Source organism: Microvirga zambiensis WSM3693 (genome assembly GCF_016735695.1).
Lineage (GTDB): Bacteria > Pseudomonadota > Alphaproteobacteria > Rhizobiales > Beijerinckiaceae > Microvirga > Microvirga zambiensis.
On the sequence record NZ_JAERQD010000010.1, the window covers coordinates 88,557 to 113,413 of the forward strand.

Consider the following 24,857-nt stretch of genomic DNA (forward strand, 5'->3'; position numbering starts at 1 on the left):
GATGAGCACGACACGCGAATATATTCATCCGGAGATTTCCCCGGAAGCACGTCCCTTTTGGGATGCGGCCAACGAGGGCAAGCTCGTCATTCATACCTGCAGGGATTGCGGACGCGGTCATCACTATCCACGCGCCATGTGTCCTCACTGCTATTCCGCGGATCTCGAATGGAAGGAGACCGATGGCCACGGCGAGATCTATTCCTTCAGCGTGGTGACGGCGGGCAAGGATCTGCCGCGTTATGTCATTGCGTATGTGGAGATTGCGGACCGGGTCAAAGCGATGACGAATATCGTCGATTGCGACCCGGATTCGCTAAGGATCGGGCAGAGAGTCAAGGCAGTGTTCCGTCGATCGAAAACAGGCCAAAACATTCTGCTTTTCAGCCCCTTAGAATCGTTGTAACCACAATGCTTCAATCAAGGGCTTTGAAACGAAGGGATATTGCGTGAACATCCGGCAATTGCAATTTTTTGTTGCTATTGTTGAAGAAGGCTCTCTATCGAAAGCAGCACTGAAGGTTCACGTCGCTCAACCCTCTCTCAGTCAGCATGTGCGCCAGCTAGAAGCCGAAATGAAGTGCCAGCTTCTGTTCCGAGGCCCGAAAGGGGTCGAGCCGACGGAAGCTGGGCAAACACTCCTGCATCATGCGCGAATCATCCTTGGCCATGTCGAGGTGGCTCGCGATGCAATCATCAGCAGTCAGGAACAGCCAGTCGGCCATGTCCGCTTCGCTCTTCCAGGGACCGTTGCCAATGTGCTTGCATTCCCAATGGTCGAGGCAATTCGCGCGCGTTTTCCGCTGATCCGCCTGAGCGTCGCCGAGGCTATGAGCGGCGACATTCTTTCCTGGCTGCGCGAAGGGCGAGTCGATCTCGGCATCATTTATCGCACGGCCGACGCACAGCTCATCAGCTCGATCCATATTCTCACCGAGGAACTCTGGGTCATAGCACCAAACCGGAAGAACCTTCCGACGCTCCCGATGTCGAAGATCAGCTTCCAGGAAGCCGCCAAATTGGATCTCGTCCTCCCGACGAAGGTCCATGGCCTGCGCACCATTCTCGACGACTTCGCAGCCAAGGAAGGGATCGCGCTCAATCCCCACATGGAGATCGACTCCGCCACCCAGATCAAGCTGATGGTGGAGCGTGGGATGGGCTATTCCATTCTGCCGCTGATGGCGGTCAGCCAGGAAGTGGTTCTAGGGACCCTGAAAGCCATCCGCATTGTCGATCCCACGCCGACACGCAAGCTGTTCCTGGCGCATTCGGCGGAAAAGCCGCTGTCCAATGCGGCGGTTGCAATCCACCGCATGACCGGAGACCTGATCCGAAAGCTCATCAACGCCGGTACTTGGCCCGCCGAGTATGTCGGTGTGACATCCCGGACCCAACAGCCTTCAGCCCCGCGCTACGATGTCGAAGACGACGTCTTGAGCGACTGAGTTCCGTTCGCTATCCCTGCTATCAGGCGGCGATGACCCGGCGTATTCCGTCTTTCGCACACCAGGTCAGTTCGCCCCGCTCCACCATATGATTGACATGGGCATGTGCCTCGCTGAAGGCGAAGGTGAACTGATGCGGGTCGAGAGTGCCTTTGAACAGAACCGGCACGATGTCGGCAACCGTTTTGGCTTCCGTCCGACAGGCCCCGGCAATCCGAAGACAGCGCTCCTCATGATGAGCCGTCAATTCCCGACAGCGCTCATGCAGCCGACGGAAAGGCAGCCGGTGCCCAGGGAGCACCAGCGTGTCTTCCGGTAGCGTCCGCTCGAGAGCGGCGAGCGAGCGCAGGTAGAGGCCGAGCGGGTCGCCATCCGGGTCGGGCGCCCATACGCTGATGTTCGGAGAAACCGTCGCGATGACCTGATCGGCGGCCAACAAAAGCTTGTCCTCGGCGGAATAGAGCATGATCTGCTCCGGCGCATGCCCGTCACCGGACAGGACATCGAACGCTCGCGCTCCCAAGGTCAGGGTGTCGCCTGCCACGATGCGCTTGAAGGTGAGGGGCAACGGCGAGATCATGCGCAGATAGGAATGACCTCTTCCGCTGATCAGCTTCGCCATTTCGGCCGTCAGCCCGTGTTCCTTATAGAAATCCTGATAGAATGCGGCTTCGAGAGCGCCCGGATTGAGCGCGATGTTGAGGCAGCCGAGATAAGAGGACTGGCTCGTCAACAGGGGAACATCGAACCGCTCGCACATCCAGCCCGCGAGGCCGATATGGTCTGGATGATAGTGAGTGGCAATGACCTTCGTGAACTTGAATCCGGCTAGTGGACCAGTCAGCAACGCCTCCCACGCCGTCCGCGCCCTGTCATTGTCGATGCCGGTATCGAGGATCGCCCAGCCACCAATGTCCTCGATAAGATAGACGTTAACGTGGTCGAGCTGGAAGGGGAGTGGAATCTGAGCCCACAAAAGGCCTGGCGCAACTTGTTGCACCTCCCCAGGGCCAGGCGGTTCGGGGAAGGGGAAATGGAGCCTGCCCTCGTGTGAGGCAGCTTTGGTTTTGGAGGCGGTGTTCGATCCCATTTGCTGCGATACCCAAATATGCGGCCGGCTATTGCGCGGCTTGATCCGCGAGCTCGGCAAGCTGCGCCTTCTTGATCTTGCCTGTGCCGGTCATGGGAAATTCGGTGACAAGCCTGACCTCCGGCACCTTGAATGTCGAGAGGCGGTCCTTGCACCATGTGCGAAGCTCATCGACCTCGACCTGATTGCGCGGAATGACGAAAGCCACCGGAACCTGCCCTTTGTCGGCATCGGTGCGGGGCACCACGGCCACGTTGAGAACAGCGGGATGCAGCCTGAGAATTGCCTCGATCTCGGCCGGAAACACGCTCATGCCCTTGACTTTGATCATCTCCTTGCGCCGGCCGAGATAGTGCAGATGTCCCTGTTCGTTGAACATCCCAATGTCACCGGTATGGATCCAGCCATTTCGGATGAGGTTCCCGGTTGCCTCGCTGTTGCTCCAATACCCCTTGGTCGCCGATGGCGTGAGCACGCAGATTTCGCCTTCCGAGCCGATCGGGAGCGGTACGCCGGTTTCGAAGTCGACGATCTTGAACTTGGTTCCCGGAACCGGAAGGCCGACGAAAGTCGGCCGCGCCTTGAGGTCGAAATCGTCGCCCTGCATTCCGAGAGTGAAGGAATCGCTGGTATGAGTCTCCGTCATGCCATACGAGGCCTCGTACAGGATCAACCCCGTTGCCTCCTCCCAGCGCCTGCGCAGTTCGATCGTCAGCTTTCGTATCAGGCTGATCGCCCGGACCGACCTCAACGAAGACAGGTTGTATTCGCTGAAATCAGGACGATCGATGAGCTCGATCGCGGCATCGACGGGCAGCGAGAGTTGAGTGACGCCATAGAGCTCAACGGCCTTCAACACCGCCTGCGCGTCCCATCGTGTCAGCAGCACGATCGTGTTGCCATCGATCATCGGGGCGACGAGGCTCGTGTTCTCGCCAGCGATCCAGAATTGAGGCACGAAGACGAGGGGGAGCTCCGAGCTTGGATTCTGAGCGGCAAATCGACCGGCCGCGCCCGTATAGAGCATATTGAAATGGGTATGCATGCAGCCTTTCGGCATACCCGTTGTGCCGCCGGTATAGTTGAGCGCAGCCAGGTCATTGACATCGATGGACGGTAGGCGACCGTTCACTGGCGTGGCAGCGAGAGCGGGCATCAGATCGATTGCATCGGCGCAGGCGATACGATCCCGTGCGATGTCGGCGTGCAGCGGCAGCTCAGGAGTGGCCGGCAAGACATCTGCAAGCGATGTCACGAACACGGTGTCCAGCAGGCCCGTCTTGCGGGCCTGCCTGACGAGAGGAATGAGCTGATCCTGCGCAACGATGACCCGGGCTCCGGAATCCATCAGCTGGTGAGACAGCTCGAAGGTCTTGGACATCGGGCTGATCGGCGTATAGACAGCGCCGGCTTTGAGAATGCCATAGAACGCAATGCTGAACTGGGGGCAATTCTGGAGCAGAACCGCAACCCTGTCGCCCTTCTTGACGCCGTTGGCGAGGAGAAGGCTAGCGAACTTGTCGCTCAAAGTATCCAATTCGCCGAAGCTGATAATGCGCCCGTAATAGATGATGGCCGGCTTCTCGGGGTGGACCTTCGCCCACTCACGCAGGTAATCGCAGATTGCCCGTCGACCATGAGGAAAGCGCAATTCACGCGGAAGGTTGGCCGGCCAAGCCTTCTCCCAAAGGTCTTCCAGCTCCTTAACCGAACCGAGGCTCGACGGGTCCGCTTGAATGGGCATTTCGCTAACAATATTCATGGGGATTTCCTGATGCGTGCTGTCTCGGCGCGCGGCCTGCGGTCAGCGAAGCTATTCGACGGAATAAAAGTCCCAAATCCGTGCCGGCGGCGGGAATGTTGCAGCGCCGGTCCAGAGCGGGGCACCCCATCGATGTGGCTCACACGATTTCCTCGATCGATACCGAAACCTGTCGGTGCGGCTGGCGCAAAGCGCCATTCGCTCCTTCCTACGTAATAGGTAACGGTTCCGCTGCGCGCCGCGAAATAGCGGTTCGCGTACCCCCTATACTCAGCGTCTATATCTGCGCGCTGGATTCAGCTCATAGCCCTATAGGCGGAAAATATTGGACGCTCCAGACCGCCGCGCGGACTGTAATGCACGGAACAGAAGCCGCTAAGATCGAGTTGGGGAGGCCGTACTTTGAGCCTTAAGAAGGTGCTTATCGCCAATCGCGGTGAGGTCGCGGTTCGGATTATTCGAACCGCGTCGGATCTTGGTCTCGAATCCGTGGCGATCTATTCCGATGACGACCAGAGGGCTCTGCATGTCGCGATGGCTGACGAGGCATTGGCCATCGGCAAGCCAGGTGTCGCGGCCTATCTGGACGGTGCTCGCATTGTCGAACTGGCCTTGGAGGCGGGCTGCGACGCCATACATCCCGGCTACGGCTTTCTGAGTGAGAATGCGGCCTTTTCAGAGGCCTGCGCCTCGGCCGGGATTTCCTTCGTTGGTCCGTCCCCTGAGACATTGCGGCTCTTCGGCGACAAGGCCGCTGCGCGGGACCTTGCGATCAAGCTCGGAGTTCCTGTCATCGAAGGAACGCAAGGGCCAACCACGCTCGCCGAAGTCGAGAAGTTCTTTGCCCGACTAGGCGATGGCGCCGCGGTCATGATCAAGGCGCTGGCCGGCGGTGGTGGCCGCGGCATGCGGCCGGTTCGCAGCGCTGACGAGCTTCCCGATTCATACCGTCGTTGTCAGGCGGAGGCGAAGGCTGCCTTCGGAAGCGACGAGGTCTATGTCGAGAGGTTGTTCGAGAACGCCCGACATATCGAAGTGCAGGTCGTTGGTGACCGCCATGGCGGCCTGACCCATTTGTGGGAGCGGGAATGCTCTTTGCAGCGACAGCGTCAGAAGGTGGTCGAGATCGCACCGGCTCCCTTCATCGTGCCGAAGGTTCGGGAGCTTCTGATAGACTATTCTCTCCGTCTTGCCGCCGAGGCTCGTTACTCCAGCCTTGGAACTTTCGAATTTCTCGTTTCCGCCTCCGCAGACGGCGATGCCGATGTCCGTTTCATCGAGGCGAACCCCCGGCTGCAGGTTGAGCACACCGTTACAGAGCAGATAACCGGCTTCGATCTTGTCGCAGCGCAATTACAGATCGCCGGTGGTCGAAGCCTTGACGATATCGCGATCCGGCCCGGCGTCGCTCCGCCCAAGGCCGTTGCCATACAGGCTCGCATCAATGCCGAAACGATGATGGCCGATGGCTCCGCGCGCCCCTCGCATGGAATTCTCTCTGCTTTCCAGCCTCCGGTCGGTCCCGGCATTCGTGTCGACGGATGCGGCTATGCAGGCTATAGTTGGAATCCGAATTTCGACTCGCTCCTCGCGAAGGTCATCGCAACGGCCCCCGACGGAGATTTCGGACGGGCTTGCCGGTCTCTAAGGCGCGCTCTGTCGGAGTTCCGGATCTCCGGTGTCGATACGAACATCACGTTCATCCAGGCAATCCTCGGAAATCCGCGCTTCGCATCGGGTGAATTCACGACAACCTTCATTGCGGAGAACATCGCCGCTCTTATGGAATCCACCGCTCCGCGCTCCCGCTTCCTCGAGCCGGCCGCGGCAGCCCGCCTGGCGGGCGCCCGCGTCAATAGTAACGACCCACTTGCCGTCATCGATTACGGCCGAAGCTCCGGCCTCTCTTCGAATGGTGTTCCGGAGCGGTTGGCCGCGCCGACCGATCCCAATCAGGTCTGTGCGCCGATGCTCGGCAGCGTTGTCCAGGTCTGTGTCGAGCCCGGATCATCTGTCCGCAAGGGCGATCTCCTAGTCGTCATCGAAGCCATGAAGATGCAGCACGAGGTACGTGCGCCGCATGCAGGATTCGTTCGAGGTATCAGCGTCGCAGCCGGTGATACCGTCAGCGAGAACAGCCCGCTCGTGAATGTCAGCCGATCGGGGCATGAGGTCGACAGCTCCGCGAGCGGTGCCGATAGTGTCGATCTCGACGTGATCCGGCCGGACCTCGCCGAGGTTCTCGACCGCAAGGGACTCACGCTCGATCAGAATCGTCCGCAGGCGATCGAAAGGCGTCGCAAAACCGGTCAGCGCACCGCCCGTGAGAACATTGCCGATCTCGTCGACGAGGATTCGTTCGTCGAGTATGGCGCCCTGGCGCTTCCGCTGAAGCAGACGAAACCCACCCACCGGGAAATGACCGAGGTCGCACCGGGTGACGGGCTCGTGATGGGACTGGCGCGCGTCAACGGCGAGCACTTCGAGGATGAGAAGGCGCGCTGCGCGGTGATGTCCTATGACTACACCGTTTATGCGGGCACGCAAGGCAAGCGTAACCATGTGAAAATGGACCGCATGCTGCAACTGGCGACGAAGCTCAAGCTGCCCGTCGTGGTCTTTGCGGAAGGCGGCGGCGGACGCGGTGGCGATACCGATACGGGCCATGGCGGCGGCCTCGTCGTCGAAACCTTCCATATGCTGGGCAAGATGAGCGCTCTGGTGCCGCTGGTCGGCGTCGTGTCCGGACGTTGCTTTGCCGGAAATGCGGTCGTTCTGGGCTGCTGCGATGTCATCATCGCAACGCGCAATACGACGCTCGGCATGGGTGGCCCTGCCATGGTCGAAGGTGGCGGGCTGGGCGTCTATCGCCCGGAGGAGATCGGACCGATCAGTGTCCAGGCACCGAACGGAGTCGTCGACGTCGTGGTCGAGGACGAGGAGGAGGCCGTTGCGGTCGCACGCAAGTACCTCTCCTATTTCCAGGGCCGGGTGGACGACTGGGAATGCCAGGACCAGCGGCTCTTGCGGCACGCCATCCCGGAAAACCGGCTGCGCAGTTATGACATCCGCAAGGTGATCGAGCTCGTCGCCGATGCGGGATCGGTTCTTGAGCTGCGCCAGAACTTCGGCGTTGGCATCATCACGGCCTTCATGCGCATCGAGGGGCGGCCGGTGGCCGTCATGGCAAACAACCCGAATCATCTTGGCGGTGCGATCGACAGCGATGCGGCCGACAAGGCGGCGCGCTTCATGCAGCTCTGCGATGCATTCGACATTCCGATCCTGTCGCTTTGCGACACGCCGGGGAACATGGTCGGTCCGGAACACGAGCGGACAGGCCTGGTGCGTCATTGCTGCCGCCTCTTCGTCATCGCGTCGAACGTCACCGTCCCGGTGATCGTGGTGGTGCTGCGCAAGTCCTATGGCCTCGGTGCGATGGGCATGGCGGCGGCCGGCTTCCGCGAGCCGATCCTTGCGGTGTCCTGGCCAACCGGCGAGTTCGGAGGCATGGGCCTCGAGGGATCCATCAAGCTGGGCAAGCGCGCCGAGCTTGCCGCCGTCGAGGATCCTGAAGAGCGACGCAAGCTGTACGAGCACTATGTCGGCAAGCTTTATGAACGCGGCAAGGCACTGAGCAATGCCGCGGTCTATGAGATCGACGATGTGATCGATCCTGCTGAAACCCGGCGAATGGTTGTGGAAGCCCTTCGAGCCACCCCGTCACCCTTGCAGCGGGAAGGGAAAAAGCGGCCTTGGATCGATACATGGTGAGATCGCGCAACCTGCGATAACGAATTGACCGATCATACGGTTTGAATGGAAGGAGAAACGCCTTGAAATTCGATATTACCCAGCGGCTTGCAGAGGTCGATGAATGCATCGCCCGGACGGAGAACCCCCGTCACCTCGCTATCCTGAACAACTATGTCCGCCATGCCAATCTCGAGGTCTGCGGCCTCTGGCACGGCATCGTCGCGCCTGACATGATGGTCGAGCACCCGATCTACCGTTTCCACTCGCCGCAAGGCTTGCGTGTCATCGAGGGCATGCAGGCGGTCCGCGACGAGTATCAGGGTTATGTCGATCTGCAGAATACGGTCATCTACCACACCGACGGTCATGTCACGGTGAAGGATGACGGCTTCATGACCGAATACGTCACGCACCGCTTCTGGCCGGGATGGCTGCTTCGTAAGATGGGGGATGACATCGATGATCCGGAAGCGTTCTATATCGTCACCAATACGCAGATGATGTGGTGGCCCTATGACGATCTCGGCCGCCTCCGGGAGGAGCGTGTCTACCGCGGCGCCGATCGCAGCCTTCGAAAGGCGCATCCGGACGAGGTCATTACGATCGAGGAGGCTCGCGAAAAGCTTCTGCCGATTACTCCCCCAGTGTGGACAATCGGCCAGCCGAAGCCGGATTGGACTCCCGGCACAATCGCACCCTATCCCACCGAGTGATTCCCGATTGATGCATGGACCAGGAGTGGGGCCGATAGTCGGCCCCACTCGGCGTCACGACGCGTATCGCAGCAAGGCTGCATTCCGGACCTAGGTATACGAGATGGATCTCCGCTTCACCGATGAGGAAGTCGCCTTCCGGGAAGAGGTCCGCGCTTTCCTGCGCGAGAACCTACCTGACGACATGCGGAAGGTCGTTGCCGACGGCAGACTGCCGAGCAAGGAACAGCTCCGCTCGTGGACGCGCGTTCTCAAGGCGAAGGGATGGGCCGTTCCGCACTGGCCGGCCGCATATGGCGGCACCGGCTGGGATCCGATGAAGCAATACATCTTCCTTGAGGAGATGCAGAAGTATCCGGCGCCTCAGCCACTGGCGCTCGGCGTCAATATGGTTGGACCGGTCATCTATACATTTGGGAACAAGGAGCAGAAGGATTTTTTTCTGCCGCGTATCATTGGTTTGGACGATTGGTGGTGCCAGGGTTTCTCCGAGCCGGGAGCGGGCTCCGATCTTGCGTCCCTCAAGACGAAAGCGGTTCGCGACGGCGACCATTACATCGTCAATGGCCAGAAAACCTGGACCTCGGTGGCTCAGCATGCGGACTGGATGTTCTGCCTTGTTCGGACCGATCCGGAGGCCAGAAAGCAGGAGGGAATTTCCTTTCTCCTGATCGATATGCAAACGCCCGGCATTGATGTGCGGCCGATCGTAACGATTGAGGGCGAGCGCGAAGTCAACGAAGTCTTTCTCACGGATGTAAGGGTTCCCGTCACAAATCTTGTCGGCGAGGAGGGAAAGGGCTGGAACTATGCCAAGTTCCTGCTTGGGAACGAGCGCACCAATCTTGCCCGAGTCGGAGCATCGAAGCAGCGGATCGCACGCATTCGCGACATCGCTGCGAAGGAGATGGTGGACGGAAAGCCGTTGATCGAAGACCATCGGTTCCGTGAGAAGCTGGCATCGATCGAGATCGAGCTTAAAGCTCTGGAGATAACGCAGCTGCGTGTCATCGCGGCCGATATGAGGCGAGGCAACACCGGCAAACCCGATCCAGCCTCTTCCATCCTGAAACTAAAGGGAACCGAACTGCAGCAGACAACGACCCGCCTGCTGATGGAGGTCGTAGGCCCCCACGCGATGCCCTGCATAGCGGATGGGGAGGCGCTCGGAGGCGAGCCGGTCGGTCCGGATTACGCAGCGCATGCTGCCCCACTCTATTTCAACTATCGCAAGCTCTCGATCTTCGGCGGCACCAACGAGATCCAGAAGAATATCATCGCGAAGGCCGTGCTGGGGTTGTGAGGGGACAATGGATTTTAGCCTGACCGAGGAACAGTCCATCCTGAAGGACACGCTGGGCCGCCTTCTCGGGGATCATTGCAGCTTCGAGGCCCGTCGCGCCCATCTCGAGAGCGCTCAAGGTTGGAGCCAGCCCATGTGGGCCCGCTACGCCGGTTTGGGACTGATGGCGCTGCCCTTCCCGGAGGCAACCGGCGGCGATGGCGGCAGCTCCGTCGAAACGATGATCGTCATGGAGGCGCTCGGCGAGAAGCTGGCGCTGGAGCCCTATCTCACCACAGTCGTGCTTGGAGGCGGTTTCGTTCGTCTCGGCGGCGATTCACGGCAAAGGGAAGAATTGATTCCGGCCATTTCCGAAGGCTTGCTTAAAATCGCATTCGCGCACACCGAGCGACACTCGCGCTACGATCTTTCCCATGTCGAAACATCGGCCCAGCGGGATGGAGATGGCTATGTGCTATCAGGCGCCAAGGGCATCGTCATTCACGGCGATAGCGCAGACAAGATCTTTGTCACTGCGCGAACGTCCGGCAATCCCCGCAGCAGAGAGGGCATCGGCCTTTTCCTTGTCGACGTCAATGCCGAAGGAGTTTCGCGGCGGAGCTACAGGCTGCATGACGGCCTGGGTGCCGCGGATCTGACACTGGACAAGGTCAAGGTTCCCGCATCGGCCGTCTTTGGCGATCCTGGAAGCGCAATGCCGATCATACAGCACGTGGTCGACATAGGCATTGCAGCGCTTGCCGCGGAGTCGGTCGGCGTGATGTCTGCTATGCAGGCACTCACACTGGACTACCTTAAGACGCGCCAGCAGTTCGGGATGCCGATCGGCTCGTTCCAAGCGCTGCAGCATAAGGCTGTCGACATGTACGTCGCCATCGAACAGGCGCGATCGATGGCGCTTTATGCCGCCATGATGGCCGAAGAGGCAGATGAGAAGGAGCGCGCGCGTGCGATGCACGCAGTCAAAGCCGAGATCGGCCGCAGCGGACGCCTTGTCGGCGAGACGGCGATCCAGCTTCACGGCGGCGTTGGCATGACAATGGAGTTCGCCATCGGCCATTACTTCAAGCGGATGACGATGATCGACGTCATGTTCGGCGATTCGGATCATCACCTGCGGTCCCTCGGAAAACTGGGCGGTCTTCTCGATGTGGCCTAGCGGCTGCACCACAGGCTTTTCAATCCAGGATTCCTGCTGCCGATCTTGACTTCCGGCCGCGCACCCTCTGCCGAAATGTGTCTTCGGCAGGCCTGCTGATGCCCGGTGCATCGCTCCGGGATATCCTTGTCAGTCCCGAATCCACAGCCTAGTGGAACATATAATAGGCCCATAGGATCAGCTATACTTCTCAGAAGTTTGCACCAGTCCCTATACCTTCAATAGCAATGATTTGAAGTGTGAGGTTAAAAGCAATGGCAAGTGAATCCCGCTCCATGGAGGGCAAGGTCGCAATCGTCACCGGCGCGGGCCGTGGCATCGGGCGTGCCATCGCGATGCTGATTGCCAAAGAGGGAGGCAGCGTTATCGTAAACGATATCGGCGCAAGCCTCGATGGTGAAGGCATTAGCGCAGGCCCCGCCGAGGAAGTGGTCGCGGAGATCAAGGCGGCCGGCGGCAAGGCTGCGGCCAACACGCTCTCCATCACCGAATACAAGAACGGCGGCGCCATCGTCGATCACGCCCTTTCGGAGTTCGGTCGGCTCGATGCCGTCGTGAACAATGCCGGCATCCTTCGTGATCGCATCTTCCACAAGATGCAGGAATCCGATTGGCTGGATGTGCTCAATGTCCACCTCAACGGCTCGTTCAATCTCAGCATCGCGGCGGCCCAACAGTTCCGCAAGCAGGAGAGCGGCGCCTATGTCCACATGACCTCGACCTCCGGTCTGGTCGGTCAGACGGGACAAGCCAACTACATGGCCGCGAAGATGGGTCTGGTCGGATTGGGCAGGGGCATTGCGCTCGATCTGGCGCGCTACAATGTCCGCTCGAACATGGTTGCCCCCTTCGCCTGGAGCCGCATGGTGTCTTCGGTCCCGGCCGAAACCCCCGAGATGCAGGCTCGGATGGAACGCGCCAAGACTTTGACGCCGGAAACCGTCGCCCCTCTCGTGACATACCTTCTGTCCGATCTTGCGAGCGGTATTTCGGGACAGATCTTCTGCGTCCGTAAGAACGAGGTGTTCCTGTTCAATCAGCCGCGTCCCATCCGCGCGATCCATCGCTCAGAAGGCTGGACGCCGGCGAGCCTCGGCGAGCAGCTGAAGGGTGCGTTCTCTTCCAGCTTCACGCCGCCGGAGGAATCCCGCGACGTGTTCTCGTGGCCGTCGATTTAGAACGATTGCTCCAGTTGCAGCCGGGAGGAGAGACGCTCAATGGAAATGATCGAGGATCGGATTGCCTATCTTTTCGTGCCGGGTAACCGTCCGGAGCGATTTGAAAAGGCAATGGCAAGCGGCGCGCTGCCGATCCTCGACCTCGAGGATGCGGTCGCACCCGGCGACAAGGCGGCAGCGCGCCAATGTCTCGCCGTTGCGCCGGAGATCGTCTCCCGCTCCATAGTCCGGATCAACGCCTGCACGACGCCGGATTTCGAGCGCGACATTTCCGTACTTCGCTCAGTTTCTCCCGCTGGTGTCCTTCTGGCAAAAGCGGAGACGGCGCACGACGTCGATGCAGTGCGCTCTTCGCTTGACGCCGGAACTCCTATCTTCGCATTGATCGAGACGGCAAAGGGAATGGCCTGTGCCCGCGAAATCGCGGCTGCCGGCGTTGCCCGCCTTGCATTCGGCACTGTCGATTTCTGCGCCGATCTGCAGATCCGCGACGATGGCGAGCCGCTGGCGTCATTCAGGACTGAACTGGTCCTCGCATCCCGCCTTGCCGGGCTGCGGGCACCCATTGACGGCGTCTGCACGCAGATGACGGACGACGAGGCTTTGCGCCGTCACGCGCGCCGCGCTGCCGCCTTCGGGTTTGGCGGTGTCCTGTGCATTCATCCTCGCCAGGTCCCGGTTGTCGAACGGGTCTTTGCCCCAACCCAAGAGGCCGTTGAGCGCGCCCGAAAGATCGTCGAGGCCAGCGCAGCCCAGGTTTCGGGAGTTATAACGGTCGACGGAATGATGGTGGATCGGCCTGTGATCGAGCTCGCCCGTCAGACCCTTGCGTTGCACCATCGGCTGCTCGGGGAGGGCAGGCAATGAGCACTTCAGATGCCTACAAGGCATGGATCGGCAAGACGGAGGAAGCTTCCGATAAAGCCCGCCCGTCCGATCGCGTCCGTTTTGAAGCGATATTCGGCTCGGATGCAGCCAAGTCTTCGGACGTGCTTTCCCCTCTCGCGCATTGGATGCTCTTCCCGGCCATCGTGCCTCAGGATGGGATCGGACCCGACGGTCATCCGAAACGTGGCGGCTTCCTGCCTCCATTCGATCACCTGCCGAGGCGCATGTGGACAGGGGGGCGGCTGACATTCCATGCGCCGGTCAAGGTCGGAGACGATCTGGTCAGGCGCTCGACGATCAAAAGCATCAATGAGAAGGCTGGTGGAAGCGGAGAGCTTGTCTTCGTAACGGTGGCTCACACTGTATTCGACGAGCAAGGAGCGATTCTTATCGAAGAAGAGCAGGAACTGGTCTATCGCGGAATGGGATCCGGCAGCACGCCACCCGGTGCGCCGACAGCGGATGCCGCTGTCAGTCTGACGAGCATTCCGGATCCGGTGCTTCTCTTCCGGTACTCCGCGGTGACATTCAATGGCCACCGCATCCACTATGATCGCAAATATGCCGTTGAGGAAGAACGTTATCGTGGCCTCGTGGTTCACGGACCTTTGGTCGCGACCATGTTGCTGCGCACAGCCTGCCAAACGGCCGGTGACGCAGATCCAGTGAGGTTTCAATTCCGTGCAAGTTCTCCAGCCTTCGATGGCGAGCCGCTGACGTTTCGAGCAACGCGGCCCGATGGAGATGGCGTCGTGAAATGTTGGGCGTCCAATGCAGAGGATCAGCTGGTCATGTCCGCGGAGGCAGCATTTCCGCTGCGTCGAGGCTGAGCCAAGAATTCAGGAAGACGAGAATGGCTAATTCAAGAGTCGACCCGCACCAGGATATGCGAGACGCGCTGCGCAATCTTTGTGCTGAGTTTCCGGCGGAGTATCACCGAAAGCATGATGAGAATGCCACCTATCCGGAGGAGTTCATCAATGCGCTGACCAATGCAGGCTGGCTCGCCGCAATGATTCCGGAGGAATATGGCGGGTCGGGCCTGGGTCTGACCGAGGCCTCGGTCGTCATGGAGGAGATCAATCGTTCAGGCGGCAATGCCGGGCATTGCCATGGCCAGATGTACAATATGAGCACCCTGCTGCGTCATGGTTCGGAAGAACAGAAGCGGTTCTATCTGCCCAAGATCGCGAGCGGCGAGCTGCGCCTGCAATCCATGGCCGTGACCGAGCCGACCACTGGCACGGACACCACCAAGCTGAAGACGACGGCAATCCGCAAGGGTGATCGCTACGTGGTCAACGGCCAAAAGGTCTGGATCAGCCGTGTGCAGCACTCGGACCTCATGATTCTGCTTGCGCGCACCACGCCTCTTGCCGAGGTGAAGCGCAAGTCTGATGGGCTTTCGATCTTTCTGGTCGATGTCAACAAGGCGCTTCGCAGCGGGATGCGCGTCAACCCGATCCGCAACATGGTCAATCATGAGACAAACGAGCTCTTCTTCGACGATCTGGAGATTCCTGCCGAGAATCTCATCGGCGAAGAGAGCAAGGGCTTTCGCTACATCCTCGATGGGCTGAACGCGGAGCGCACGCTTATCGCCGCCGAGTGCATCGGGGACGGCTATTGGTTCATCGACAAGGTCTCTCGCTATGTGAGCGACCGCATCGTCTTCGACCGTCCGATTGGGCAGAACCAGGGCGTGCAGTTTCCGATTGCCCGCGCCTATATCAATATCGAAGCTGCGAACCTGATGCGCTTCGAGGCGGCACATCGCTTCGACAGTTATCAGGATTGCGGTGCCCAGGCGAATATGGCGAAGCTGCTGGCCGCGGACGCCTCATGGGAGGCCGCTAACGCCTGCCTGCAGTTTCATGGTGGCTTCGGCTTCGCGGCGGAGTATGATGTCGAGCGCAAGTTCCGTGAAACCCGCCTCTATCAAGTTGCGCCGATTTCGACGAACCTCATCCTCTCCTACGTTGCCGAGCACGTCCTCGGCCTGCCACGATCCTTCTAGGAGCGTCACCATCATGACAAGATCCACACCCAACCCCCTTCTGGCCGGCGCGAGCGGTGACGAGAGCGTGAGGCTGGCTGCCTTCGCAGCGGGTCTAAAGTTCGAGCATATCGACCCGGCAGCCCGGGAACGCTGTGTCGATCTCTTCGTCGATTGGCTTGGCTCAGCCCTCTCGGGCCGGAAGCAGCGGGCGATTTCCGCCATCGAGACCGTTGCCCGCGCAATGGGCCCGCAGGACGGCCCGTCGGAAGTCCTGACAAGCGGTGGATCGAGCACGCCATTGTTCGCGGCCATGATCAATGCCGCAGCCTCTCACATTTCCGAACAGGACGATGTGCATAATGGCTCGGTCTTTCATCCGGCGACGGTCGTTTTTCCAGCGGTGCTCGCGGTTGCGCAGTCGATCGGCGCGTCCGGCCAGGCACTGATCACGGCCTCGGTCGCGGGTTACGAAGTCGGTATCCGCGTCGGCGAGTTTCTCGGGCGCTCGCATTACAAGGTGTTCCACACCACGGGAACGGCCGGAACCATTGCGTCGGCTGCGGCTATCGGTAATCTTCTCGGTCTCTCATCCGAGCAGATGCTGAACGCCTTCGGCTCCGCGGGCACGCAGGCCGCAGGCCTGTGGGAGTTCCTGAAGGACGCTGCGGATTCCAAGCAACTGCACACTGCGAAAGCCGCCTCCGACGGATTGCTCGCTGCCTATCTGGCGAAGGAGGGTTTCACCGGCGCTCGGCGCATCCTGGAAGGGACCCAGGGCATGGCAGCCGGCATGTCGGACGATGCGGATCCGACGAAACTGGTCGATGGCCTTGGCACGCGTTGGACGATCTCCGAGACCTCCTTCAAGTTCCACGCCTCCTGTCGCCACACCCATCCGGCCGCCGATGCACTGCTGAAGGCCATCACCGATAACGGCCTTATGGCCAAAGACATCCGGAGCGTGACGGCCCATGTCCATCAGGGCGCCATCGACGTCCTGGGCGCTGTGCGCCATCCTGTGACTGTCCACCAGGCCAAATTCTGCATGGGGGCAACTCTCGGCCTGATCGCAACCCATGGCCGTGCAGGGATGACGGAATTCGACGGCGTTCTGAAGGATGATGCGGCGAAGCGCTTCCTGGACTGCGTCGAGATGAAGATGGATTCCGAGGTGGATTCCGCCTATCCCAATCGCTGGATTGGAAAGGTGACGGTAGAGACGAGGGACGGCCGCGTATTCGACGCCCGCGTAGACGAACCGAAGGGCGACCCGGGCAACACCTTGTCTCGGGATGAGATCACGACCAAAGCCAGGGCCCTCGCGATTTACGGCGGCATTAAAGAGCAAACTGCCGACGAAATCATTGCCCGCTCTTGGAGCATTGCAGCGAGCAACCAAGTCGGCCATCTTGGGGCATAATCCTGACGGATAAGGCTTCATGGCAATCCAGGTTCGTTGCCCGGTTCGAGACGAATCCCCCGAGAAGTTGCCGCTCCGTTGGCTACATCTTCCAGACCCGGATTGATTTGGGCAATGAATTCTCAACAATGGGAGGATGGCCGTGATTGCCGATACGTGTGGCGCTGCCGATGCTGGCTTTGAGAAGATCGCACATCTACTCTGGCGCGTGGGAGACATGGACATTGGCCCAGAGGAGGTCCGGCAGCTGACCGATGAAATGTCCCGCCTGCTTTGGGACATCAGTGCGCTCGGCTATTCTCTGAGTGAACCTGCAGATCTCTCGGGCCATGAAGCACGCCATGAAGAGTGGGATGAACTAACCTCCTCTCACCGTGCTGATCGATGAATCCAACGCCCTGCACAAACCCACAAGGCGAGGTTCAGCGAGCCTTACTATATTCAACCGCCTTGAAAAGAAAGTGGCCGGGGATGCTGCGATATCTCCGTAGCGGAGAACGGCTTCCGCGCCGGCGCTCGAGGGCGGACCCGGAATGAAGACCCTGATGTCTGAAACCCGGACAGCGGCCATCGGGGCACTCATCGTCGCCCTCGGGCCTGTCAGCATGGCTCTTTATACGCCCGCGATGCCTACGCTGGTGGAGGTGCTCCAGACCACGCCTGCAGCAATCAAGCTGTCATTGTCGATTTACCTGTTCGGTTTTGCGTTTTCTCAGCTCGTCTGCGGTCCTCTTTCGGATGCATTCGGCCGCCGCCCGGTCGCCCTGAGCTCATTCTCCATCTACTTCATAGGCAGCGTCGTTGCACTGCTCTCTCCGTCCATCGGGTGGCTTCTTGTCGGACGCGCCCTCCAGGGTATCGGCGTCGCTGCCGGGGTCGCAATCTCGCGGGCCATCGTGCGCGATCAGTTCGCCGGTCAGCGCTCGGCCCACATCATGAACCTGATTGGCCTGATTCTTGCTGTCGGGCCGGCGATTTCGCCGACCATCGGAGGTGTGCTGCTCAATGCCTTTGGGTGGCATTCGATTTTCCTTCTCATGGCCGTCTACGGCATCGTGACGGTGCTCGTGATTGGCCTCTGGTGTGTTGAGACGAACATCGCGCCCGATCCCGCGCAGGCCCATCCAAGCCAGGTCGCGCGGAACTACGGGATGCTCCTCACGGACAGGCGGTTCATGGCAGGCGGCCTTGTCCTCGGCTTTGCCATCGGTGCGTTCTATACGCTCGCCGCGATGCTTCCGTTCGTCTTGATGGAAGTGGTCGGGCTGACCCCGACTGAGTTCGGCCTTGTAATGCTCTTTCAAACCGGCTCCTACGCTCTCGGAGCCTTTGTCACGGGGCGCCTGCTGCGGCGGTATGAGGCGTCGAAACTGATTCCAATGGGGCTGACCCTCATTGCAGTTGCGGCTTTGAGCTTCGGCATCGGCCTTCGCCTTCTGCCTCTCTCCTGGCACAGCGTGATCGCCTCCGTCGCGCTCTGGTCATCGGGCAGCGCACTGGTGATACCCGGGGCCACCATGATTGCCCTCGCGGGCTTCCCGAGAATCGCCGGGGCAGCCTCCGCTCTGGTCGGGTTCCTACCGATTGGAATCGGGCTCGCGGGAACCGCTCTGGCAGCGCTGCTCTTCAACGATCCGTTGACGGCTCTTCAAACTGTCATGCCGAGCCTAGGCATACTCGCATTGCTCGCTCATTTCGGTCTCACGCCGAAACGGAACGACGGAGCAGATTAGGGACCTCATCGCAATCGGTCCTACACGCCTGCTTGCGCCCCAACTTCCGTACCTTACTCAGCCCGGTGGCAAAGGCCGCGGACGTGAGCCGCTGTCGATGGCGACGAAGGTGAAGACCGCTTCCGTCACCTTGATCTGTTCGTCGCCATCACGGGAGCGGCGCCAGGCTTCGACCTGAAACTTCATGGATGTGCGGCCCGTGGAGATCAGATCGGCATAAACCGAGACCTCGTCGCCGACGTGAACCGGTGTGTGAAAGACCATGCCGTCGACGGCGACCGTGACGCAGCGCCCACGGGCCCGCCTCGCAGCGGCATTGCCTGCGGCCAGGTCCATCTGCGACATGAGCCAGCCGCCGAAGATGTCGCCGGCCGGATTGGTGTCGGAGGGCATTGCAATCGTCCGGATGACGGCTTCTCGCGGCTTCGTGTCCTCGACCGTCATGTTTGTTCCCCTTCTCTGTCTGTGGCAGCGCTCAGCGTTCCAGGATCGGCCTGATCTCTTGAAGGTTCCCGATCGTATGTTCGAGATGCCGGCGCAGAGCCTGCGAGGCTTCCTCGTTTTTCTCCCTTTCCAGGAGATCGAGGATCTGCAGGTGTTCCTCGCATTGCTGGCGGTAGCGCTTGCGGTCGACCATCGAGCGATAGGAGAGCAGGCGTCGGACGCGGTTGATGCGTCGCACTGCTTCCAGAAAGAAAGGATTGCCGGAGGCGCCGACGATCGCCTCGTGGAACCTCACGCCGCGTTCATGGAGGGCGTCGGCGCTGTCCGTCTCGATGGCGCCCCGAAGAAGCCTGAGCTCCGCCTCACGGCAGCGGGTGGCGATATCGGGGTCCAGACGGTAGGTCGGCTCCAAGAGAGCCGCGGGTTCGAGGGCGAGGCGCACGCGATAGGTCTGCTCGAGGCTTTCCGGGGTTGTGAGCATCGGCGAGAAGGACCAGCCGTAGCCGGGGCGACGTTCGGCCCAGCCCTCCTGGGCAATCCGGCCCAGCACCGCGTTCAACTGCGCCTTCGTCAGCCGATAGTTTTCTTTCAGATAGGCCTCGGAGGCCGGATCGGGCAGACGACCGTGAAGGTGATCGTCGGCCATCCTGAAATAAATATCGGAGGCATCGTCCCGCGTCGTCAGGCCGAGGCTCTCCGGCGACACGTCCTGGACGTCCGATACGAAGTAGCCGCGGTTGCGTTCATGGGTGAGGGCGCCCTTGGTCGCGAGCAGCTGCAAGGCCTGGCCGACCGGAAAGCGGGAGACGCTGAAGCGCGCAGCCAGCTCCTGGGCCGTCAGATGGGTTCCTGCTTGCAACCCACCTTCGCGAACATGGTTGAGGATCTGCGCGGCCAGGCCCTCGGTCAACTCTCGCTTCCCGTTGACCGTGCGCTCCCCGGCTGAACCCATGAACTTTACCTCGGACCCTTAGACGATGGCTCGATCCTTCTTTAGCCGATTTGTCGAGGCCATGGTACTCTCGGGCACGACTTGAATGTGTCGAAGGAGGAGAGGGAGCCCGAGGCGGCCCCCTCGCTTTGTCTCAGGACTTCACAAGGCCGATCGACTTCAGGATATCGCCCACGCGGGCCTGCTCTTCCTTCAGGAACGAGTCGAACGAGGCGCCGGTCAGATAAAAGTCCTCCCAGCCGCGCTGCTTGAGGATCTCGGCCCATTCCTTCGACTTGACCAGCTTGTCGACGGTATCGGCATGCACTTTCTTCTGGTCCGCCGTAATGGCCGGAGGAGCCATGATCGCGCGCCAGTTCACGACCTCCACATCCATGCCCTGTTCCTTCAGGGTGGGGACATCGGCACCGGCCAGACGCTTGCCGGACGAGATCGCCAGCGCCCGCAGCTTGCCAGCCTTGATCTGGCTCTCGAACTCGCCATAGCCCGAAACACCGGCCGTCACCCGGCCGCCAAGCATCGCTGCCAGGGCCTCGCCGCCACCCGAGAAGGCGATGTAGTTGACCTTCGCCGGATCGGAGCCGGCGGCCTTGGTGAACAGGGCCGCGAGGATATGGTCCGCTCCGCCGGCGGAGCCGCCGGCCCATGTCACTTTCGCCGGATCGGCCTTTGCGGCTGCCGCAAGCTCCTGCACGTTCTTGATCGGCGAGTTCGCAGGCACGACTATCACGAGCGGATCGCCGGTAAGGCGCGCAATCGGCGTGACCTGATCGAGGCCGACCGGCGACTTGTTGCTCAGAATGGCACCGATCATGGTGATGCCGTTGACCATCAGCTGGTTCGGATCGCCTTTTCCGTTGTTGACGAATTGCGCCAGGCCGATGGTGCCGCCTGCGCCGGTGACGTTGGTCACTTGAACGCTCTTCGCGAGGCCGGTCTGCGTCAGCACCTGCTGAATCGAGCGGGCGGCCGAATCCCAGCCCCCGCCGGGCCCTGCGGGGGCCATGATCTTGAGTTCCTGCTGCGCAAAGGCAGAAGACGCCACGAGTGTGAGAGCGGCAACGGCGACGCCGCGGATCGTCTTGGTGAATTGGCTCACGAGTTCCTCCCTTAAGGTTGCGTGAGATTGTGAGCGCGAAGCGGGCGTTGCCGCTCAGCGCCTGGTATTCGGCGAAGTCTCTCGCCGGGTGGTCTCACCGTTGCCGGTGATCTCGGATGCGGACGTCTCGCGGCTTGGGGCCTCCGCGTTGATGACGCGCTGCAGAATGAGGGGAATGACGCCGCCGCCGCGCAGGAGCTCGACCTCGAGGCCGGTCTCGATGGCGGCAGTGGCGATGAAGGTTTCGGTGGTGCCCGATGCGTGCTGGATCGTAACGGGAACGGCGCAACGCGGCCTGATCTTGTCCGGGGCGGCATCGATGACGATCCGGTCTCCCGGTCGCAGATGCAGGCCGGTCGGATGGCGATCTGCGGGAAGCCGCAGAGGCAGGACGCCCATGCCGACCAGATTGGAGCGATGGATGCGCTCGAAACTCGAGGCCAGCACTGCGCGTGCCCCGAGGAGTGCGACACCTTTCGCTGCCCAGTCGCGCGATGAGCCCATGCCGTAGCGCTCGCCCGCCACGACGACCACAGAGTCTCCATCATCGGCATAGCGTTCGGCAGCGCGGAACAGTGGCAGGTGTTCGCCCGACCCGGCATGGATGGTGAAGCCCGGCGCGATCTGCGGATCGAGCAGGTTGCGCACCGACTTGTTGGTGAACAGGCCCCGGATCATCGCTTCCCAATTGCCGCGGCGGGAAGCGAACACGTTGAGGTCACGCGGGTTCTCGCCGCGCGCGACAAGGTACTCCGCGGCCTCGCCCTTGGAGGGAACAAGCCCGGCCGGAGAGATGTGATCGGTCGTTATGTCGTCGCCGAGCACGAGCAGCGGATGTGCCGCATAGGTGCCGAGCAGCGTGCCTTTGCCGAAGCCTGCAAAGGGCGGGCGGCGAATATAGGTTGAGCTCTCGTTCCAGGGAAACAGGGGCGTCGCCGGCGCATCGAGCACGCGCCAGGTTTCGCTGGCTTCCGCCTGCTCGTATGAGGTCTCGTAGTCGCTTGCGTCGATAGCCAGAGCAAGGGCTGCATCGATCTCGTCGCCGGTCGGCCAGAGATCGGCGAGATAAATCGCCGTGCCGGTCGAAGAGCAGCCGATGGGATCGACGAGGATGTCGCGGTTGACGTCGCCCGCGAGTGCGAAGGCCACCACCAGCGGAGGCGAGGCCAGGAAGCCTGCCTCGAGTTGCGGATGCACACGCCCGGGGAAATTGCGATTGCCCGACAGAACGGCGACGGGAAGGATTCCCCGCTCGGCCATGGCCTGTTCAATCACCGCGGGCAGCGGGCCGGAATTGCCGATGCAGGTGGTGCAGCCGTAGCCGACGATGCCGAAGCCGACTGCTTCGAGATCTTCCATCAGGCCGGCGCGTCGCAGGTATCGCTCGGCGGTGGGCGAGCCGGGTGCGAGCGAGGTCTTCACCCATGCGGGCGGCATGAGGCCGTACCTGTGCGCTTTACGGGCGAGCAGACCTGCGGCAACCAGCAATCTCGGATCGGAGGTATTGGTGCAACTCGTGATCGCGGCGATCGCTACTGCACCATTACCAGGCTGCTCGCCGGAGGACGGGGCAGGGCGGGCAGCGAGCATCGGCGCAAGCGCCTCGATGGTTCTGCCGGCCGGGATTCGATCCTGCGGCCGCCGGGGTCCGGCGAGACTGATTTCGACCTCGCCGAGATCGATCTCGATCACGTTCGTGAAGTGCGGCGACGCCTTCGGGTCAAACCAGAGGCCCTGCCGTTTGGCGTATTCCTCGACGAGACGCACCTGATCGTCGGGGCGGCCGGTGTTCCGCAAATAGCGCAGCGTCTGCCCGTCGATGGGAAAGAAGCCGGAATTGGCGCCGAATTCCGGGGTCATGTTGGCAATAACAGCACGGTCGCCGGCCGAGAGTTCCGATACACCCTCGCCATAGAATTCGACGAAGCGATCAGTGAGGTCGATGCGCCGTAGGTGCTCGGTGATCGTGAGGGCCACGTCCGTGGCGAGCACTCCCTGGCGCAGGTGCCCTTTAAGGCGCACACCGACGATGTCCGGCACTCGGATCATCACCGGCATGCCGAAGAAGACGCTTTCGGCCTCAAGTCCGCCCACGCCCCAGCCTAGCACGCCGATGCCGTTGATCATGGGCGTATGGCTGTCTGTACCGATCAGGGTATCGGGCATGGCCCAGGACACGCCATCGCGCTCTACCGTGGTGACGACGCTCGCCAGACGTTCCAGGTTAAGCGTGTGCATGATGCCGGTGCCAGGCGGATGAACGCGGAAGCCCGCCAGCGCGCGGGTGGCCCATTTCATGAAGCGGTAGCGTTCGGCATTGCGCCCATACTCGCGCTCCATATTGCGGCGAAGGGCATCAGGTGAGCCGAACACGTCGACACCGAGCGAATGATCGGTCGAGACATCGACCGATAGCACGGGGTTCAGCAGGCTCGGATCATACCCGGCCTCCGCAAGCGACGCGCGCATGCCGGCAATATCCACCAGGGCAGGCCCGCAGGTGGTGTCGTGCATCATCACGCGACTGGGCAGAAACGGGATTTCGTCCTCGCTGCGCCCGGTCTCAAGCCAGTTCAGAATCGCCGTCTTGGCACGCGAGGCGTCGTCGCCCGCATTGCGCAGGACGTTTTCCAGCATGATCCGCAGGATATGTGGCAGGCGCTCAAGTTCCCCGTCGGCTGCCGCAGGAAGGTCGACGATGCGATGGCGGCGCCCGGCGACCATGATGTCGGCATCCTCCCGCATCGAACCTCCTGCGTTTCCCTGAACGAGTTCGCCACCAAGCCGTGTCGGTCAGGGCACATTATCGATGCTATTTTGCATAAATTGATTCATAAATGCAAGAATAATTGCATTTTTAGTCATCGATATGCTAATTCAGCCTTGGAAAGGTATGCCCGGGCTCATGGAAAAGGATTTTTAATCAATACTTTAGCGAGGTAGTATCCCGGCGGGGTGCATTCTGCTTGGGACAAGCGTGGCAACTGGGATTCTTGCCTGATGTTTGCATGATGAATGACGCGCAGACAGACTTGGAAGATGCCGATGTCGAGTGAAACGAGCATACCATAGAAGCGGTTTGCCCTATTGCCGCCGTCCGCAGGAGGTTCGACCTCACCTGTCCTAAATTGCCAGAAGGGCGTCTCAAATTGTCAAGCGTGAGCGCGTGAACCTGCATAGTGTCGGTGTTCCAGAATGAATGGGCAGCGGGTGAACGGGGAAGCAATCGGCACGGGTAGTTTCGATCCGTAGTCTCGTATGCGGACCGAGGGCATGATCCTCGGGACGGGCTTTTCGCTGCCGCTGATCCGGGATGAGCTTTGGTCGCAAAAGCAGGAGCAAGATGTGCCACCGGAAGCGCTTATCGCGAGAGTGAGCCAGGACAGTTGCCACGATGGCGTTAACTCGTCTGGGAAGCTTCGTTTCTTCCTGCGCTATCAAAAAGGAATCCGCGGGTTAATGGCCGCGGCAATCGTTGCGCCGGTGCTGGTCGGATGCACCACATCCGGGGAAGGGACAGCGCCCGCCGCAAATGCGGAAGCTCCCGCAGCCTTTGCGCGGGAGCGCTTGATCGGCCGATGGGGCGTGGCGTCGTTCCATACCGACAAGGATCGGCCGAGAACCGAGCGCGAGGCGCGCGCCCAGTGCGGTCAGCCCTACACGATTGCCAAGGGTCCGACCGATGGCGTGATGATGCATGTGGCCGACGACCCGAAGCTCTATGAACTCAGGCTGAAGGGCGACACGGCAGGCCGGACTTTTCTCGGATTCGAAGCGCCGCCGGGCGATCCGCAGGATCGCGAGATTATCTCGGCGACGAACAATCTGATGCTCATGCGCTTTGTCGATCCTGACGCGAACCGGCGCTACGGAACATTCGTATTCGTGCGCTGTAGCGCCTGACGGTCGAGAC

At 60.9% G+C, this 24,857-nt stretch carries 20 protein-coding genes; 14 read left to right on the forward strand and 6 right to left on the reverse strand.

Annotated elements, in window-relative coordinates:
• Position 1 precedes the first annotated feature (1 nt).
• Positions 2-406: a Zn-ribbon domain-containing OB-fold protein gene (locus JKL46_RS10330; RefSeq protein WP_201832557.1), complete on the forward strand. Its 405-nt coding sequence runs from the start codon at positions 2-4 to the stop codon at positions 404-406.
• 43 nt (positions 407-449) lie between these two features.
• Positions 450-1,448 (forward strand): LysR substrate-binding domain-containing protein, encoded by a 999-nt coding sequence (locus JKL46_RS10335; RefSeq protein ID WP_201832559.1) that lies wholly within the window; start codon positions 450-452, stop codon positions 1,446-1,448.
• Between the two features lie 22 nt (positions 1,449-1,470).
• Here JKL46_RS10335 and JKL46_RS10340 read toward each other — a convergent pair whose 3' ends face one another.
• Both JKL46_RS10340 and JKL46_RS10345 read right to left on the reverse strand, forming a co-directional pair.
• Complete coding sequence (locus tag JKL46_RS10340) at positions 1,471-2,448, reverse strand: MBL fold metallo-hydrolase (protein WP_343074039.1); 978 nt, start codon at positions 2,446-2,448, stop codon at positions 1,471-1,473.
• 118 nt (positions 2,449-2,566) lie between these two features.
• Entirely contained in the window at positions 2,567-4,300 is a 1,734-nt protein-coding gene (locus JKL46_RS10345) for an AMP-binding protein (protein ID WP_246529242.1), read from the reverse strand.
• A 402-nt stretch (positions 4,301-4,702) separates the two neighbouring features.
• On the opposite strand from JKL46_RS10345, the gene JKL46_RS10350 reads away from it, so the two are divergent.
• From JKL46_RS10350 to JKL46_RS10400, 11 genes are all read left to right on the forward strand, one after another.
• Positions 4,703-8,074, forward strand: a complete 3,372-nt coding sequence (locus tag JKL46_RS10350) for a carboxyl transferase domain-containing protein (protein WP_201832563.1) — start codon at positions 4,703-4,705, stop codon at positions 8,072-8,074.
• 62 nt (positions 8,075-8,136) lie between these two features.
• On the forward strand, positions 8,137-8,769 hold the full coding sequence (locus JKL46_RS10355; RefSeq protein WP_201832565.1) for a hypothetical protein: 633 nt from the start codon (positions 8,137-8,139) through the stop codon (positions 8,767-8,769).
• Positions 8,770-8,872: 103 nt separating this feature from the next.
• Entirely contained in the window at positions 8,873-10,072 is a 1,200-nt protein-coding gene (gene pimC / locus JKL46_RS10360) for a pimeloyl-CoA dehydrogenase large subunit (protein ID WP_201832568.1), read from the forward strand.
• A 7-nt stretch (positions 10,073-10,079) separates the two neighbouring features.
• Positions 10,080-11,231, forward strand: a complete 1,152-nt coding sequence (locus JKL46_RS10365; RefSeq protein ID WP_201832570.1) for an acyl-CoA dehydrogenase family protein — start codon at positions 10,080-10,082, stop codon at positions 11,229-11,231.
• Positions 11,232-11,485: 254 nt separating this feature from the next.
• On the forward strand, positions 11,486-12,409 hold the full coding sequence (locus tag JKL46_RS10370; protein ID WP_201832571.1) for an SDR family NAD(P)-dependent oxidoreductase: 924 nt from the start codon (positions 11,486-11,488) through the stop codon (positions 12,407-12,409).
• Between the two features lie 39 nt (positions 12,410-12,448).
• A complete protein-coding gene (locus tag JKL46_RS10375) occupies positions 12,449-13,276 on the forward strand; it encodes an HpcH/HpaI aldolase/citrate lyase family protein (RefSeq protein ID WP_201832572.1) in 828 nt (275 codons plus the stop codon).
• Positions 13,273-14,127 carry an HTD2 family dehydratase gene (locus JKL46_RS10380; RefSeq protein ID WP_201832573.1) on the forward strand — a complete coding sequence of 285 codons (855 nt, stop codon included), beginning with the start codon at positions 13,273-13,275 and terminating at the stop codon, positions 14,125-14,127. Before JKL46_RS10375 ends, JKL46_RS10380 begins: the two co-directional genes overlap by 4 nt.
• A gap of 23 nt (positions 14,128-14,150) precedes the next feature.
• Positions 14,151-15,314: an acyl-CoA dehydrogenase family protein gene (locus tag JKL46_RS10385; RefSeq protein WP_201832574.1), complete on the forward strand. Its 1,164-nt coding sequence runs from the start codon at positions 14,151-14,153 to the stop codon at positions 15,312-15,314.
• Positions 15,315-15,327: 13 nt separating this feature from the next.
• A complete protein-coding gene (locus tag JKL46_RS10390; RefSeq protein WP_201832575.1) occupies positions 15,328-16,716 on the forward strand; it encodes an MmgE/PrpD family protein in 1,389 nt (462 codons plus the stop codon).
• 142 nt (positions 16,717-16,858) lie between these two features.
• Positions 16,859-17,104: a hypothetical protein gene (locus JKL46_RS10395; protein ID WP_201832577.1), complete on the forward strand. Its 246-nt coding sequence runs from the start codon at positions 16,859-16,861 to the stop codon at positions 17,102-17,104.
• Positions 17,105-17,261: 157 nt separating this feature from the next.
• Positions 17,262-18,449: a multidrug effflux MFS transporter gene (locus JKL46_RS10400; protein WP_246529243.1), complete on the forward strand. Its 1,188-nt coding sequence runs from the start codon at positions 17,262-17,264 to the stop codon at positions 18,447-18,449.
• A 57-nt stretch (positions 18,450-18,506) separates the two neighbouring features.
• Here JKL46_RS10400 and JKL46_RS10405 read toward each other — a convergent pair whose 3' ends face one another.
• From JKL46_RS10405 to acnA, 4 genes are all read right to left on the reverse strand, one after another.
• Positions 18,507-18,893: an acyl-CoA thioesterase gene (locus tag JKL46_RS10405; RefSeq protein WP_201832582.1), complete on the reverse strand. Its 387-nt coding sequence runs from the start codon at positions 18,891-18,893 to the stop codon at positions 18,507-18,509.
• A gap of 31 nt (positions 18,894-18,924) precedes the next feature.
• Positions 18,925-19,845, reverse strand: a complete 921-nt coding sequence (locus tag JKL46_RS10410) for a GntR family transcriptional regulator (protein ID WP_201832583.1) — start codon at positions 19,843-19,845, stop codon at positions 18,925-18,927.
• Positions 19,846-19,978: 133 nt separating this feature from the next.
• Positions 19,979-20,944 carry a tripartite tricarboxylate transporter substrate-binding protein gene (locus JKL46_RS10415; protein ID WP_201832584.1) on the reverse strand — a complete coding sequence of 322 codons (966 nt, stop codon included), beginning with the start codon at positions 20,942-20,944 and terminating at the stop codon, positions 19,979-19,981.
• A 54-nt stretch (positions 20,945-20,998) separates the two neighbouring features.
• Positions 20,999-23,689, reverse strand: coding sequence for an aconitate hydratase AcnA (gene acnA / locus JKL46_RS10420; RefSeq protein WP_201832585.1), 2,691 nt, complete (start codon positions 23,687-23,689; stop codon positions 20,999-21,001).
• A 528-nt stretch (positions 23,690-24,217) separates the two neighbouring features.
• On the opposite strand from acnA, the gene JKL46_RS10425 reads away from it, so the two are divergent.
• Positions 24,218-24,847 (forward strand): hypothetical protein, encoded by a 630-nt coding sequence (locus tag JKL46_RS10425; RefSeq protein WP_201832586.1) that lies wholly within the window; start codon positions 24,218-24,220, stop codon positions 24,845-24,847.
• Positions 24,848-24,857 lie beyond the last annotated feature (10 nt).

What these genes read in the sequence shown, in the direction of transcription:
- JKL46_RS10425 (WP_201832586.1), top strand. Translation starts at nt 24,218, where the DNA reads ATGATCCTCGGGACGGGCTTTTCGCTGCCGCTGATCCGGGATGAGCTT.
- acnA (WP_201832585.1), bottom strand. Translation starts at nt 23,689, where the DNA reads ATGCGGGAGGATGCCGACATCATGGTCGCCGGGCGCCGCCATCGCATC.
- JKL46_RS10385 (WP_201832574.1), top strand. Translation starts at nt 14,151, where the DNA reads ATGGCTAATTCAAGAGTCGACCCGCACCAGGATATGCGAGACGCGCTG.
- pimC (WP_201832568.1), top strand. Translation starts at nt 8,873, where the DNA reads ATGGATCTCCGCTTCACCGATGAGGAAGTCGCCTTCCGGGAAGAGGTC.
- JKL46_RS10365 (WP_201832570.1), top strand. Translation starts at nt 10,080, where the DNA reads ATGGATTTTAGCCTGACCGAGGAACAGTCCATCCTGAAGGACACGCTG.
- JKL46_RS10390 (WP_201832575.1), top strand. Translation starts at nt 15,328, where the DNA reads ATGACAAGATCCACACCCAACCCCCTTCTGGCCGGCGCGAGCGGTGAC.
- JKL46_RS10330 (WP_201832557.1), top strand. Translation starts at nt 2, where the DNA reads ATGAGCACGACACGCGAATATATTCATCCGGAGATTTCCCCGGAAGCA.
- JKL46_RS10345 (WP_246529242.1), bottom strand. Translation starts at nt 4,300, where the DNA reads ATGAATATTGTTAGCGAAATGCCCATTCAAGCGGACCCGTCGAGCCTC.
- JKL46_RS10375 (WP_201832572.1), top strand. Translation starts at nt 12,449, where the DNA reads ATGGAAATGATCGAGGATCGGATTGCCTATCTTTTCGTGCCGGGTAAC.
- JKL46_RS10370 (WP_201832571.1), top strand. Translation starts at nt 11,486, where the DNA reads ATGGCAAGTGAATCCCGCTCCATGGAGGGCAAGGTCGCAATCGTCACC.
- JKL46_RS10380 (WP_201832573.1), top strand. Translation starts at nt 13,273, where the DNA reads ATGAGCACTTCAGATGCCTACAAGGCATGGATCGGCAAGACGGAGGAA.
- JKL46_RS10400 (WP_246529243.1), top strand. Translation starts at nt 17,262, where the DNA reads ATGTCTGAAACCCGGACAGCGGCCATCGGGGCACTCATCGTCGCCCTC.
- JKL46_RS10410 (WP_201832583.1), bottom strand. Translation starts at nt 19,845, where the DNA reads ATGGGTTCAGCCGGGGAGCGCACGGTCAACGGGAAGCGAGAGTTGACC.
- JKL46_RS10405 (WP_201832582.1), bottom strand. Translation starts at nt 18,893, where the DNA reads ATGACGGTCGAGGACACGAAGCCGCGAGAAGCCGTCATCCGGACGATT.